The sequence below is a fragment of the Pedobacter sp. genome (genome assembly GCF_045627485.1).
Classification (GTDB): Bacteria; Bacteroidota; Bacteroidia; order Sphingobacteriales; family Sphingobacteriaceae; genus Pedobacter.
The window spans coordinates 1-14,071 of the sequence record NZ_JAZQNU010000103.1; the positions used below are offsets into that span (position 1 = coordinate 1).

Sequence of the window (14,071 nt, forward strand, 5' to 3'; positions counted from 1 at the left end):
CGAGAAATCCCATAAAAAAAGCGGGTGATCAATTAATGACCACCCGCATCGTATTATATGTTATATACTTATTTAGATAAGTACATTGATTTGTCTTTATATAACTTTCTGAAATAAGGATCTTCCAGATCTTTAATAAAACGAATCGACTCTCCGGTTGATTTCATTTCAGGACCTAATTCCTTGGTTACTTCAGGGAACTTCTCGTAAGAGAAAACAGGCTCTTTAATGGCATAACCTTCCAGCTTACGTTCGATGGTGAAGTCTTTCAGTTTCGCAACGCCTAACATTACTTTTGCTGCAATATTGATATAAGGAACATCGTATGCTTTAGCAATGAAAGGTACCGTACGAGACGCCCTTGGGTTGGCCTCAATCACATATACCTTATCATCCTTAACTGCAAACTGGATGTTTAATAAACCCCTTACGTTTAATGCTCTGGCAATTTTTTTAGAATAGGTTTCCATATCGTTAATTACCTTTTCAGAAAGACTGAAAGGAGGCAATACAGCGAAAGAATCTCCAGAGTGAATACCAGCAGGCTCAATGTGTTCCATTAAACCAATGATGTGTACATCTTCTCCATCACAGATTGAATCTGATTCAGTTTCTTCTGCACGGTCAAGGAAATGGTCAATCAATACACGGTTTCCAGGAAGATCACCTAATAACTTCACTACGGCTTTCTCCAGGTCTTCGTCATTGATTACAATGCTCATGCCTTGCCCGCCTAATACATAACTAGGGCGAACCAGTACCGGGTAACCCACTTCATTAGCAACTACAATTGCTTCTTCAGCGTTTTCGGCTACACCATATCTTGGATAAGGGATATCCAATTCTTTTAACAAGTCAGAGAAACGACCACGGTCTTCGGCAACATCCATATCATTAAATGAAGTACCGATGATTTTGATTCCGTTCTCATGTAGTTTTTCAGCCATTTTCAAAGCCGTCTGACCACCAAGTTGTACAATAACACCTTCAGGTTTTTCAAGGTCAATGATCTCACGAACATGCTCCCAGAAAACCGGCTCAAAGTAAAGCTTGTCGGCCATATTGAAATCGGTAGATACCGTTTCAGGATTACAGTTGATCATGATGGATTCAAAACCAGATTCCTTAGCTGCCAATAAGCCATGTACACAAGAATAGTCGAATTCTATACCCTGCCCAATACGGTTCGGGCCTGAACCAAGAACAATGATTTTCTTTCTGTCTGAAGGAATGGATTCATTCTCTTCTTCAAAAGTAGAATAGTAGTAAGGAGTTTGTGCAGCAAACTCAGCAGCACACGTATCTACCATTTTATAAACACGTTTGATACCTAATGATCTTCTGCGTTCAAAAACCTCGTCTTCGGTTACATTGCCTAATAAATGAGCAATCTGGATATCGGAATAGCCCTTTTGCTTTAAGGTCAACATGAAGTCTTTAGGCACGTTGTTAAGCGTATATCTTTTTAACTCAGTTTCCAGTTGAACAAGTTCCTGGATTTGAGATAAGAACCATTTGTCGATACGGGTAACCTTACGAATTGATTCCAAAGGTACGCCCATAGCCATGGCATCTTTAATCAGGAACAATCTGTTCCAGCTTGGATGCTCCAAACCGTACATGATTTCGTCAATACTGCGAACGTTTTTACCATCTGCACCTAATCCGGCTCTGCCAATTTCTAAACTCTGACAAGCTTTTTGTAGGGCTTCAATAAAAGTACGTCCGATGGCCATCACTTCACCAACAGATTTCATCTGCAGGCCTAGTTCCATGTTGGCACCTTTAAATTTATCAAAATTCCAGCGAGGAATTTTTACGATCACGTAATCTAAACTCGGCTCAAAATAAGCAGAGGTTGTTTTAGTGATCTGGTTTTCTATTTCATCAAGGTTATAGCCGATCGCTAATTTTGAAGCGATTTTGGCAATTGGATAACCTGTTGCTTTACTGGCAAGTGCCGAAGAACGGGAAACCCTTGGATTGATCTCAATCGCAATAATCTCATCGTTAATTGGATTTACCGAGAACTGTACGTTACATCCACCGGCAAAATTACCAATTGCACGCATCATTTTGATGGCCTGGTTACGCATTTCCTGGTAGCAACGGTCAGATAAAGTCATGGCGGGAGCAACCGTAATGGAATCTCCGGTATGGATACCCATTGGGTCGAAGTTTTCGATCGAGCAAATGATAATTACGTTATCATTGCTATCTCTCAATAACTCCAATTCATATTCTTTCCAACCTAAAACGGCTTGTTCTACCAACACTTCATGGGTTGGAGAAGCTTCTAAACCACGTTTTAATGCTAAATCAAATTCTTCTTTTTTGTGTACGAAACCGCCACCCGAACCACCAAGGGTATAAGACGGACGGATTACCAACGGATAACCGATTTCCTGAGCTGCTTCTTTACCTTCTAAAAAGGAATTGGCAATTCTGGAAGTAGCTACACCAACACCGATATCGATCATCAGCTGTTTGAAAGCTTCTCTGTTTTCAGTTTTCTCAATCGCGGCTACGTCAACACCGATTACCCGAACACCATGTTTTTCCCAAACACCGCGTTCTTCAGCCTCTTTACAAAGGTTAAGGGCGGTTTGGCCTCCCATAGTAGGTAAAACAGCATCAATTTTCCGCTCAATTAAAATCTCTTCAATAGCGTCGACTGTTAAAGGGCGAAGATAAACATGGTCAGCGATGACCTTATCTGTCATGATGGTCGCAGGATTTGAGTTAATAATGGAAACTTCAATTCCTTCTTCTTTTAAGGATAAGGCTGCTTGGGATCCTGAATAATCAAATTCACAGGCTTGACCAATTATAATTGGTCCGGATCCGATAATTAATACGGAGCGTATGGAAGTGTCTTTAGGCATATGGCTTTTAAAAGTTTTGCTCGCGAGATTTTCAATACGAAGAGAAAGATCCCGACAACTCTGTCGGGGTGCAAAGTTACGCTTTTAGCACATAAACTGGATACGTTTTTCAAAAAACCATTAAAAGAATTGGATTACCGCTGAAGGAGTTTAATCTGCCCTATGTCTGTTGTGACACTGTCGATAACCGCCACTTCCTGCAAAATATAGTCCTGATAAGGTGGAACAGCCTTTATATGTACTGTGTAAGTATTAGGTTTGAGGCCTTTAGCAATAAAATTCCCCCTTTGGTTTGGCACCTTCAGCGTGTCAGTTCCAGCAATAATCAGGATTTCGGCAATACCTTCCGGAGGACTGATTTTACCTTGCATGGCACCACTGTTTGCTGCTTTAAAAGCAAATAAAACACTTAAGATGATGATGGAGGTGTAGGCGATTTTTTTCATAAAATTATGATTTAGCCGTTGTACCTTAAAGATGCATAATAACTGCCTTTGGAACAAATTTTGTTTCTTTGCTAAATATGAGAAAATTAATCATCGCCTTTTTGGCCGTTTCAATAGGCATTAGTGGCTGTGCCACAGTACAATCAATTATCAAATCCAGCTTTCCATATACGGCAACTCTAATTATTCCTGCATCTACAAAAGCCAATACCACCGTTTCTGCCACAAGTGCAGCCAGTAGTTTTGATGAGATTTTCGGAAATCAGAATGGAAACAGCTATATTAAAGAAGTTAGAATAGCTTCGGCAAAGCTAAGTGCATCGAATCCAAATACCCAGAGTATGGGTATGTTCAAATCTGTAAAGTTATTTATTTCCAACGGCAACAGTGGTGAAGTCATGGTAGCGTCACGAAATGATGTTTCAGAAAATATCGGAACTTCACTTGTACTAGACATTGACAATTCACGTTTCTTAGATAGTTACATCAAAGGAAACAGCCTGCGTATCAGAGCAGAGTATGTATTAAGAAATGGTTTAACAACCGATGTGAGTGTAAAAGCAGCATTAAGCTTTAGCTCTTCACCCAACACGGTTAACTAATGATTTAACGCATTCTTCCCTAGGAAGGATATTCTTCATAAATAGTTTGTTTGGTTTATTATCCGGTATGAGTTTTACCTATACCGGATTTTTTTTGCAATATCATTTGGGTATCACTTAATTTGTCGCATGTTAGGCCACACTTATGTAAGTGTATAGGTACATTGCGTTGTCAGGCTATTAAACCGGAGAAGGACTTATCGTGAATAAATCAATAAAAAAAATCGCCATCGTAGGTCCGGAAAGCACCGGAAAATCAACAATCAGCAAGCAACTGGCCAGGCATTACAACTGCCCCTGGGTGCCCGAGTATTCGCGTTATTATTGTGCGGCATTAACAGGTCCCTGCACCTTGCAGGATGAAATTAACATGTATCATGGTCAGGTGGCATTGGAAGAATCGGTTTTAGCCACGAACGAAAATGACTTTGTTTTTTGCGATACCACAATCCTCACCGTAAAGATATGGTGCGATGAGCTATTCGGAGAAACACCTCAGGTGGTACTTGATGGACTGCATGCCCGCCCCTACGACCTTTACCTGTTAATGGATATTGACCTTCCCTGGGAAGAAGACTCCCTGCGTGATTTCCCCAACCTGCGCGAACACTTTATGGCGGTATGGCACCGGGAACTGCAAAATCTACATGCCAATTACGTGGTTGTATCCGGTACAACTGAGCGTTTTAACAATGCGGCAGCAGTAGTTAACAATTTTCTGCGGAAGTAAATAAAATTTATACATTTGTATCATCAAAAAGGGGTGCCTTGTTTTGTAAAAAACACAAAAACAGGCTGAGAACATACCCATTACATCAAACTACACATAAGTTTGGATGTATGCACCTGATCCGGATAATGCCGGCGGAGGGATTGGAGTTATGGAGTTTAACTAATCTGTGAGTACCCCTACTTACAGTTTGTTTAACTAAAAACAATTTTTAAAATTGAAAAATTTATTATTCATGGCAGCCGCCATGCTGTTGTTTCCGTTGTTAACGAAGGCACAATTAACCATTTCAGGAAAAATTTCTGATGCAAAACAACCGTTAACTGGCGCGACTATCAGGCTTAAACCTGCACAACGAAGTGCAACCGCCAACAGGAATGGCGATTACCAGTTCAAAAACCTTAAACCAGGTAATTATACCTTAACCGTATCTTACATAGGCTACGAGACCCTTGAAAAAACAGTAAACTTAGCTTCTGACCTCACGCTAGACCTAACTTTATCGCCATCAGCTTACCTGGCCGATGAAGTAATTGTTAGGGGAACAAGGGCCACGGAAAAATCGGCAACCACTTACCGCAACTTAAACAAAGAAGAAATTAGTGAGAATAATTTTGGCCAGGACCTGCCCTTCTTGTTAAACAATACCCCAGGTGTGGTGGTTTCTTCTGACGCCGGAGCAGGCATTGGTTATACCAGCATCAGGGTGCGTGGTAGCGATGCCACCCGCATCAACGTGACGGTGAACGGCATCCCGTATAACGACAGCGAAAGCCAGGGAAGTTTCTGGGTGAACATGCCAGATTTTGCCTCCTCTGTAGAAAATATCCAGATCCAGCGTGGCGTGGGTACCTCCACCAATGGTGCAGGCGCTTTTGGCGGAAGTTTAAATGTCCAAACCAGCGCCCCTTCGAGAGATGCGTTTGCCGAGGTAAACAATACCTATGGCTCATTTGACACCTGGAAAAACACCGTGAAAATAGGAACCGGATTAATCAATGATAAATTTAGCTTTGATGGCCGATTATCGCGCATCAAATCAGATGGTTTTATCGACCGCGCAGCGTCAGACCTAAAATCATACTTTTTATCAGGGGCTTACCATGGCAAAAAAGACCTTTTGCGGATCAATGTTTTTGCAGGTTCCGAAACCACTTACCAGGCCTGGAATGGAATTCCAGAGTCACGTTTAAATGGCGATCTAGCTGGTATGCAAGCCTATATAAACCGCAATTACTTAAGTGAAGCTGATGCCAGCCTGCTCTTAAATTCAGGGAATCGAACTTATAACTCGTTCACCTATAAAGACCAAACCGATAACTATTGGCAAAACCATTACCAGTTGTTATATGCACGGCAGTTTAACGAGCAATTTTCCTTTAATGGCGCCTTGCATTACACTGATGGCAGGGGTTATTACGAAGAATTTAGAACTAATCAGAAGTTTAGCAATTATGGCCTCGATAACGTAGATCTGGGTGGCAGCACCTTAACAAGAACAGATTTAATCCGCCGAAGGTGGCTTGATAACGACTTTTATGGCGTTACCTATAACTTCAACTACCAGCCTTCCAGCAAAGTTACTTTCACCTTAGGTGGCGCTTATAATGAGTATGCCGGGAAACACTTCGGTGAAATCATTTGGGCGCAATATGCTTCTAATGGCCAATATGGAGATCATTACTACCACAACCAGGGTGATAAAACGGATTTTAACATCTTTGGAAAGGTAATCTATAGTCCGACAGAAAAGCTTAGCCTTTTCGCCGACCTCCAATATCGTGACCTGAATTATGAGGTAGCCGGTACAGATAAAAACCTGGACCTGATTGACCTTAACGACAACATGAACTTCTTTAACCCTAAGGTTGGTGCCACTTATTTCCTGACGGATCAAAGTAATGTTTACGCATCGTATAGTGTGGCCAATAAGGAGCCAAACCGTGATGATTATGTGAATGCCACTGCCGGATTATTCCCTAAATCAGAACGATTGAACAATGTAGAAGCAGGCTACCGCTTTAAAAATGACCGATTTAACGCCGGTTTGAACGTATATGGCATGTTTTACAAGGATCAGCTCGTGGTGACCGGTAAGATTAATGATGTTGGTGAATCGATACGCCAGAATGTAGCTGAAAGTTACCGCATCGGCGTAGAACTCGATGCATCGTATGTGCTGAACAGGAAATTGGTATTAAACGCCAATGCCGCCTTAAGCCGCAACAAGATCAGCGATTATATAGATTATCTCTATGAGTATGATGATAATGGTGACATTAGCAATACCGTCGAGACGGCATACACTTCCACAGACATATCCTTTTCACCAGCTGCTGTATTGTTTGCAGAGTTAGCTTATAAACCGGTTACCGGTTTCGCCTTAGCCTTGCAAAATAAATATGTGAGCAAGCAATACCTGGACAACACACAAAATGAGTCGAGAAAGTTAGCCGCTTACTTTGTAAGCAATCTGCGTGCAGGTTATGATTTTAAGGCTTATGGTATAAAAAACATCAACTTGTCGCTATTGGTAAACAACGTCTTCGATAAAAAATATGAAAGCAATGGCTATACCTACGGCTCCATTTACCAAGGTATTACCACAACGGAGAACTTTTATTTTCCACAGGCAGGTACAAACTTCTTACTTTCACTAAATTTGAAGTTCTAGTTGCCTGGCTTGAAGGTATAAACTACACTTTGATGCCGGTACACAATAATTAACCTGATGAAGAAATACATAGAGAAACTACAATTTATTACCCACGACCTGCCTCATATAAGTCATGTGGAACAAACCCAACAGGCTTGTGAAGCAGGGGCAAAATGGATACAGTACCGCTGTTTATCCAAAAGCGGTGATGAGCTGTTGAACGAGATACATGAAATAGCAACGATTTGTGACGATTGGGGCGCAACCCTGATCGTTACTGATCATGTGCAGCTGAAGGGTAAAGCAGATATACAGGGTTTCCATGTGGAAGATTTTGATGCTGATTTTAAAACCTTACGTGCACAGCTTGGTGAGGAGACCACCATCGGTGGCTCAGCAACCACAGTAGCCGGACTGATCAGGTTGTTTGAAGAAGGTGCCGACTATGCAGGTTTTGGCCCCTTTAGCGTAACCACCACAAAACCCAACAATGCTCCTTTACTGGGTGTAGCAGGATATGCTGACGCCATGGCACAACTACAAGCACTAAACATTGATTTCCCTGTCCTGGCGGTAGGTGGGGTAACACTGACAGATGTGGAGCCCCTTATGGAAACAGGCATCTTTGGCGTTGCAGTGTCAGCCGCAATAAACCAGTCGGACGACCTGCGTGAAGCATATGAAGATTTTTACAACAAAGTTTGCTAAACCTCCACACGCTCTCCAACCTGTTGGCGCCACATGGCATAATAAAGGCCTTTTTCAGCCAGCAGGTCTTCATGTTTACCCCGCTCAATAATATGGCCCTTTTCTAACACATAAATGCGGTCGGCATGACGGATGGTCGACAACCTGTGGGCAATTAATATGCTGATGTGACTGGTTTGTGTAGAGATTTCCCGGATAGTTCCGGTGATTTCTTCTTCTGTTAACGAGTCTAAAGAGGAAGTCGCCTCATCGAAAACTAAGATATCTGGCTGGCGTAACAGTGCCCTTGCAATAGAAAGGCGTTGCTTTTCACCACCAGATACCTTTACTCCACCTTCACCAATTACAGTATCTAGGCCATGTTCGGCACGGGCCATCAGATTATAACAAGAAGCCTGTTCCAAAACATGCAGGCATTCCTCGTCGGTAGCATGAGGGCGCACAAACTGCAGGTTTTCTCTTATAGTGCCCGAAAAAAGTTGCGTATCTTGGGTAACAAAACCAATCTTTTCACGAAGCTGATCCAAATCGATCTTGTGGCTTGAAACTTCGTTATAAAACACCTCCCCTTCTACTGGTTGATATAAACCGACTAATAACTTCACCAGGGTGGTTTTTCCAGAGCCTGAGGGGCCAACAAAAGCGATGGTCTCTCCACGGTCAACCGTAAAGCTAATATGGTTTAAGGCATTGCTTTTCCCCGTTAAATGACGGAAACTTACTTCATTAAAGGATAGTCGTGTAATTTTGTCTAGTTGAACCGGATTTTTAGGCTTTTCATCAACCGGCGTATTCAGGATACGTTTAAAATTGCCTAAAGACACTTCCGCTTCACGCCAATACAAAATTACATTACCTAGCTCCTGCAGCGGTCCGAATAGAAAAAAAGAATAAAACAGGAAGGAAAAATATTGACCCGCCGAAATGGTGTTTTCAAAAATCAGGATCAACAAAACCACCACCATCAAACTTCGCACAAAATTAACAGTTGTACCCTGCACAAAACTCATGCTGCGCACATATTTTACCTTCTTCAATTCAAGGCTTAATATCTGGTAAGTTGTTTTATTCAGGCGCTCTATTTCCTGATTAGCCAGGCCAAGACTTTTCACCAATTCTATATTTCTAAGCGATTCTGTTGTGGAACCCGCCAGTGCGGTGGTTTCTGAAACGATCTTCTTTTGTATGACTTTAATTTTTTTACTCAGGAACCAACTTACCATCCCAATGGTAGGCACAGCAGCCAGATAAATCAGCGTCACTTTATAGCTTACAGATGTAGAATATACCATTACGAAGATCATACCAATGATACTCACAAAAATCACACTTACAAAGGAGGTAATGAACTTCTCCGTATCCAGGCGTACTTTCTGCAGGATGCCTAAAGTTTCGCCACTGCGCTGGTCTTCAAATACCTGGTAAGGCAGCTCGAGCGAACGTTTAAGACCATCGGCATACATGCGGGCACCAACTTTCTGCACCACAATACTGGTAAAATAATCCTGGAAATTTTTTGCCAGGCGCGATACCATGGCGGCACCAACACCAAGGCCAACCAACCCAATCACGCCCCAAACAAACTCGCTTTTACTGAGCACATCCTTTTTCTCAATAAACTGATCCACAATACGGCCTGTAATATAAGGGTCGATTAATGAGAATCCGATATTGATGGCCGCAAGCACAAGGGCGAGGGCAACGGTCCATTTATGATTTTTCAGGTATTGCAGCAGTAAGTCCATTCAATGCAAAAATAGAAAAAGGGAATACAGCTTTCGCCATATTCCCTTTTTATGATAATAAAAATATATTTGGGAAAATTATACCGTCAGAATGTCTTTCTCTTTGGCTTCCATGTGTTTATCCACTTTCAAAATGTAAGCATCAGTGATTTTTTGCACCTCGCCTTCGCCGGTTTTGATTTCATCATCAGAAACTGCGTCGCCTTTCAAACGTTTGATTTTTTCGTTGGCATCTTTGCGGATGTTACGGATAGCAATTTTACCTCTTTCTGCTTCTTCCTTTGCTTTTTTAACCAAGTCGCGTCTGCGTTCTTCTGTCAATGGTGGTACCACCAAACGGATCACTACCCCGTCATTTTGAGGGTTAATACCTATGTTGGCTTCCATTATAGCACGCTCAATTGGCGTAAGCAGGTTTTTCTCCCAAGGCTGAATCAACAAGGTACGTGCATCAGGGGTATTGATGCTGGCTACCTGACTTAAAGCAGTTGGTGTTCCATAATAATCTACCGTAATTCCATCCAGCATACCTGCAGAAGCTTTACCTGCGCGTATTTTTGTCAACTCCGACTCGCAATGTAAAATTGCTTTATCCATCGTTGCCTGAGCTTCCTGTAATTGTTTCTTTATGAGGTCATTCATATGAAATGTTATTTATGCAAATTAAAAACTGTAATTAACCTTTAACCAGGGTTCCGATCTCCTCGCCCTGTGCAATTTTCATGAAGTTACCGGTTTTGTTCATGTCAAAAACAATGATTGGAAGTTCATTCTCTTCGCAAAGCGTAAACGCGGTCATATCCATTACATTTAACCCTTTTGCATATACTTCTTTGAAAGAAATATTGCTGTAACGGGTTGCTGTACTGTCCTTTTCCGGATCAGCAGTATAAATACCATCAACACGGGTACCTTTTAATACCACATCTGCCTTAATTTCAATGGCCCTTAAAGCGGCTGCTGAATCGGTGGTGAAATATGGATTTCCTGTACCTGCACCAAAAATAACAACTCTTCCTTTTTCAAGGTGCCTTACTGCTCTTCTGCGAATAAAAGGCTCACAGATCTGTTCCATTTTAATGGCTGTAAGTAAGCGGGTTTTTAACCCTACTTTTTCTAAAGCATCCTGTAAAGCCATGCTGTTGATTACGGTAGCCAACATGCCCATATAATCGGCTTGCGCACGATCCATACCCGACTTTTCGGCACTTAAGCCTCTGAATATATTGCCGCCGCCAATAACAATTGCAATTTCCAGCCCTTGGGCATGCACTGCTTTGATATCCTCAGCATACTGTCTAACGCGCTCATTGTCAATTCCGTATTGCTTATCGCCCATCAGCGATTCGCCGCTTAACTTTAAAAGGATCCTTTTATACTTCATGACTCCAAAAATAGCTATTTGTTTTAATTATCAACGATCAAATATTCAACTCCAGCAACAAAAGCTTTTTGCAAAGACAAGTTTTCATTTAAAAGCAGCAGGTTAGCGGTTTTTCCAACCTCTACACTTCCCGTATGGTCCGCCATGCCCATTACCCTGGCAGGATGCAGACTGGCCATATTAACCGCCGCCTGTAATGGGATATCACAATGGTTGACGCAGTTTTTAATGGCATCAAGTAAGGTAATATTTGAACCTGAAAGGGTGCCATCAGCCATGGTAAACTTATCACCCACCAGGCGATGCTGGTAAGGCCCAACTTCACAAGCTGTAACCGCATCAGTAATCAGAAACAAACGGTCTTTAAGCAAATGATAACTCATTTTTACCACCTCATAGTTTACATGCTGGCCATCGGCAATGATGCTCGCTGCAGCTGTTGGGTGACTAAAAACAGCCACTGGTAAATTTGGAGCACGGTGGTGAATTGATGGCATGGCATTAAACAGATGGGTCGTGGTAGAAAAGCCATTGTTATATGCTGCGGTGGCCTGTTCAAAATTGGCATCGCTATGGCCTAAAGATAATACCACTCCCTGCTCAACAAGGTAGTCGATTACTTCCTGGTCCTGCAGTTCGGCAGCAAGGGTCATCATTTTAACCGTACCTTCTGCATACTCAATTAACGCCTTTACCTCGCTTAAGGTCGCTTTACGCACACAATCAGGAATGTGGGCGCCCAAACGTTTTGGATTCAAATAAGGGCCCTCTAAATGCAAACCAAGGAAAGCTTTAGCCTCGGCACGGTAAGCTTTGGCCGCATCTATAGCCGCGTAAAAAACTTCCAGGGAATTGGTAGCCAAACAGGCCAGAAAACCAGTTGTCCCCTTGCTGATTAAGTCGGCATCCATTTGCCTTAGCGTATCTACTGTTGGAAAAGCAGATAATAGGTTTCCGCCACTGCCATAAATTTGAAGGTCGATAAAACCCGGAAAAATATAGCCCCCACCAGCATCAATAGTCTCGTAATCAGCAGGTATATTCCCATCTCCAATGGCTTTGATAATGCCGTTTTCTATAAATACAGTTTGTTGCGTGGCTAAACCATCTGTCGTCAATAATCGACCATTCGTAATCGCTATCATAAGGAAATTCTGTTTTCTTAAATATAAGGCATAAAAAAAGTCCCATAAGGGACTTTTTTTATATTCATTAAACAAAAAGGTTATGCACCTAATTGTACACGTTTGAATGAAGTAACTGTTAAATCTTTAGAAGTATCGTTTAAAAATTTACGAACGTCTTTAGAAGAATCTTTAACGAATTCCTGGTTTAACAAAGTACTGTCTTTGTAGAATTTATTCAATTTACCAGCAGCAATTTTTTCAATCATTGCTTCAGGCTTGCCTTCCGCACGAATTTGCTCTTTAGCAATTTCAGTTTCGCGCTCGATAACTGATGAATCAACACCGTCTTTATCTAAAGCAACCGGGTTCATAGCAGCAATTTGCATCGCTACGTCTTTACCAGCTTCTTCAACACCTGCAACATCTTGGTTTAAAGCAACCAAAACACCTAAACGGTAGTTACCGTGGATGTAAGGAACAACTTTTTCGCCTGTTACGGTTTCGAATTTAGAGATACCAATTTTCTCACCAATTTTACCAGTGTTTTCTACAATGATATCAGAAACTTTAACGCCATCAATTTCTAAAGCTAAAAGCTCTTCTAAAGTTGCTGGGTTTTTCTCGATTGCTAAATCAGCAAATTTATTACCTAAGGCAACGAAATCAGTGTTTTTAGCAACAAAGTCAGTTTCACAGTTCAATTCAATCACAACACCACGTTTTCCGTCTGCTGTTGCTTTAGCAATAACAACACCTTCGTTAGAATCACGATCCTGACGGCTAGCAGCTACTTTAGCGCCTTTTTTACGCAAGTAATCAACGGCTGCTTCGAAATCGCCATTTGCTTCTGTTAATGCTTTTTTGCAATCCATCATACCGGCACCGGTTTGTTGGCGTAATTTATTTACATCTGCAGCAGTAATTTGTACTGACATTTTTGTTTCCTTTTAAGTTTTATAAAAAAATAATGGGTCGTATATTGTTAGTTGTAAGTAAAACCCGCAACACACAACATACAACCCAAAATATATTATTTACGCTTCGCTAGTACCTTCTTCAGAAGATTCAGCACTTACTTTTCTTTTTCTTTCGCCTGGTTCTTTAACTTCCGGAGCGTCAGCAGCAGCTTTAGCAGCTACAGCTTCTTTTTCTGCTTCGTCGTCTTTTTCACGCTTACGCTCATCTAAACCTTCTTCAATTGCTTTGATAATGATATCAGTAATTAAAGAGATTGATTTAGTTGCATCATCATTCGCTGGAATAGGGAAATCAATGTTTGACGGATCAGAGTTTGTATCCACCATAGCAAAAGTTGGAATGTTTAATTTCAACGCTTCACTTACTGCGATATGCTCTTTTTTAACATCAATTAAGAAGATAGCAGCTGGTAAACGGTTTAAATCCGCAATACCACCTAATAAACTTTCTAATTTAATACGCTCACGTTGGATCATTAAACGCTCTTTTTTAGAAAGAATCGAGTAAGTACCATCTTTAGTCATCTTGTCGATGTTAGACATCTTTTTGATCGACTTACGTACAGTTTGAAAGTTAGTTAACATACCACCTAACCAACGCTCAGTTACGAAAGGCATGTTTACTTTTTTTGCTTGTTCAGCAACAATTTCTTTAGCTTGTTTTTTAGTCGCTACAAATAAGATCTTGCGACCAGATTTTACGATTTGTTTAATCGCAGAAGCAGCTTCTTCAGTTTTAGTTAAAGTCTTGTTTAAATCTATAATGTGGATTCCATTACGCTCCATGAAAATGTAGGGCGCCATCTTAGGG

General features: G+C 41.4%; 12 protein-coding genes. 4 read left to right on the forward strand and 8 right to left on the reverse strand.

What is annotated here, in order from left to right; all coding sequences use genetic code 11:
- Positions 1-68 precede the first annotated feature (68 nt).
- Positions 69-2,885, reverse strand: a complete 2,817-nt coding sequence (gene carB, locus ACR2F3_RS07885) for a carbamoyl-phosphate synthase large subunit (protein ID WP_432709438.1) — start codon at positions 2,883-2,885, stop codon at positions 69-71.
- Positions 2,886-3,019: 134 nt separating this feature from the next.
- Entirely contained in the window at positions 3,020-3,331 is a 312-nt protein-coding gene (locus ACR2F3_RS07890; protein WP_432709439.1) for a carboxypeptidase regulatory-like domain-containing protein, read from the reverse strand.
- Positions 3,332-3,408: 77 nt separating this feature from the next.
- On the opposite strand from ACR2F3_RS07890, the gene ACR2F3_RS07895 reads away from it, so the two are divergent.
- The 4 genes from ACR2F3_RS07895 to ACR2F3_RS07910 all read left to right on the forward strand — a co-directional run bounded on the left by ACR2F3_RS07895 (position 3,409) and on the right by ACR2F3_RS07910 (position 8,027).
- Positions 3,409-3,933 (forward strand): hypothetical protein, encoded by a 525-nt coding sequence (locus tag ACR2F3_RS07895; protein WP_432709440.1) that lies wholly within the window; start codon positions 3,409-3,411, stop codon positions 3,931-3,933.
- Between the two features lie 202 nt (positions 3,934-4,135).
- Entirely contained in the window at positions 4,136-4,663 is a 528-nt protein-coding gene (locus tag ACR2F3_RS07900; RefSeq protein ID WP_432709441.1) for an AAA family ATPase, read from the forward strand.
- A 217-nt stretch (positions 4,664-4,880) separates the two neighbouring features.
- Positions 4,881-7,337, forward strand: a complete 2,457-nt coding sequence (locus tag ACR2F3_RS07905) for a TonB-dependent receptor (RefSeq protein WP_432709442.1) — start codon at positions 4,881-4,883, stop codon at positions 7,335-7,337.
- Between the two features lie 57 nt (positions 7,338-7,394).
- Positions 7,395-8,027, forward strand: coding sequence for a thiamine phosphate synthase (locus tag ACR2F3_RS07910; RefSeq protein WP_432709443.1), 633 nt, complete (start codon positions 7,395-7,397; stop codon positions 8,025-8,027).
- On the opposite strand, the gene ACR2F3_RS07915 is transcribed toward ACR2F3_RS07910, so the two are convergent.
- The 6 genes from ACR2F3_RS07915 to rpsB form a co-directional block, all read right to left on the reverse strand.
- On the reverse strand, positions 8,024-9,772 hold the full coding sequence (locus ACR2F3_RS07915; protein WP_432709444.1) for an ABC transporter ATP-binding protein: 1,749 nt from the start codon (positions 9,770-9,772) through the stop codon (positions 8,024-8,026). The genes ACR2F3_RS07910 and ACR2F3_RS07915 overlap by 4 nt on opposite strands.
- Before the next feature lie 78 nt (positions 9,773-9,850).
- The gene (frr, locus tag ACR2F3_RS07920; protein WP_432709445.1) at positions 9,851-10,414 is read right to left on the reverse strand and encodes a ribosome recycling factor; all 564 of its coding nucleotides are present in this window, start codon (positions 10,412-10,414) and stop codon (positions 9,851-9,853) included.
- 34 nt (positions 10,415-10,448) lie between these two features.
- A complete protein-coding gene (pyrH, locus tag ACR2F3_RS07925) occupies positions 10,449-11,156 on the reverse strand; it encodes a UMP kinase (RefSeq protein ID WP_432709446.1) in 708 nt (235 codons plus the stop codon).
- A 23-nt stretch (positions 11,157-11,179) separates the two neighbouring features.
- On the reverse strand, positions 11,180-12,301 hold the full coding sequence (nagA, locus tag ACR2F3_RS07930; RefSeq protein WP_432709447.1) for an N-acetylglucosamine-6-phosphate deacetylase: 1,122 nt from the start codon (positions 12,299-12,301) through the stop codon (positions 11,180-11,182).
- Between the two features lie 80 nt (positions 12,302-12,381).
- Positions 12,382-13,218: a translation elongation factor Ts gene (gene tsf / locus ACR2F3_RS07935; protein WP_432709448.1), complete on the reverse strand. Its 837-nt coding sequence runs from the start codon at positions 13,216-13,218 to the stop codon at positions 12,382-12,384.
- A 99-nt stretch (positions 13,219-13,317) separates the two neighbouring features.
- The coding region (gene rpsB, locus ACR2F3_RS07940) for a 30S ribosomal protein S2 (RefSeq protein ID WP_432709449.1) at positions 13,318-14,071 on the reverse strand (754 nt) is incomplete at its 5' end.

Bases quoted from the DNA above. Each gene is read 5' to 3' on its own strand.
- carB (WP_432709438.1), bottom strand. From the start codon at position 2,885: ATGCCTAAAGACACTTCCATACGCTCCGTATTAATTATCGGATCCGGA.
- ACR2F3_RS07890 (WP_432709439.1), bottom strand. From the start codon at position 3,331: ATGAAAAAAATCGCCTACACCTCCATCATCATCTTAAGTGTTTTATTT.
- ACR2F3_RS07895 (WP_432709440.1), top strand. From the start codon at position 3,409: ATGAGAAAATTAATCATCGCCTTTTTGGCCGTTTCAATAGGCATTAGT.
- ACR2F3_RS07910 (WP_432709443.1), top strand. From the start codon at position 7,395: ATGAAGAAATACATAGAGAAACTACAATTTATTACCCACGACCTGCCT.
- ACR2F3_RS07915 (WP_432709444.1), bottom strand. From the start codon at position 9,772: ATGGACTTACTGCTGCAATACCTGAAAAATCATAAATGGACCGTTGCC.
- frr (WP_432709445.1), bottom strand. From the start codon at position 10,414: ATGAATGACCTCATAAAGAAACAATTACAGGAAGCTCAGGCAACGATG.
- pyrH (WP_432709446.1), bottom strand. From the start codon at position 11,156: ATGAAGTATAAAAGGATCCTTTTAAAGTTAAGCGGCGAATCGCTGATG.
- nagA (WP_432709447.1), bottom strand. From the start codon at position 12,301: ATGATAGCGATTACGAATGGTCGATTATTGACGACAGATGGTTTAGCC.
- tsf (WP_432709448.1), bottom strand. From the start codon at position 13,218: ATGTCAGTACAAATTACTGCTGCAGATGTAAATAAATTACGCCAACAA.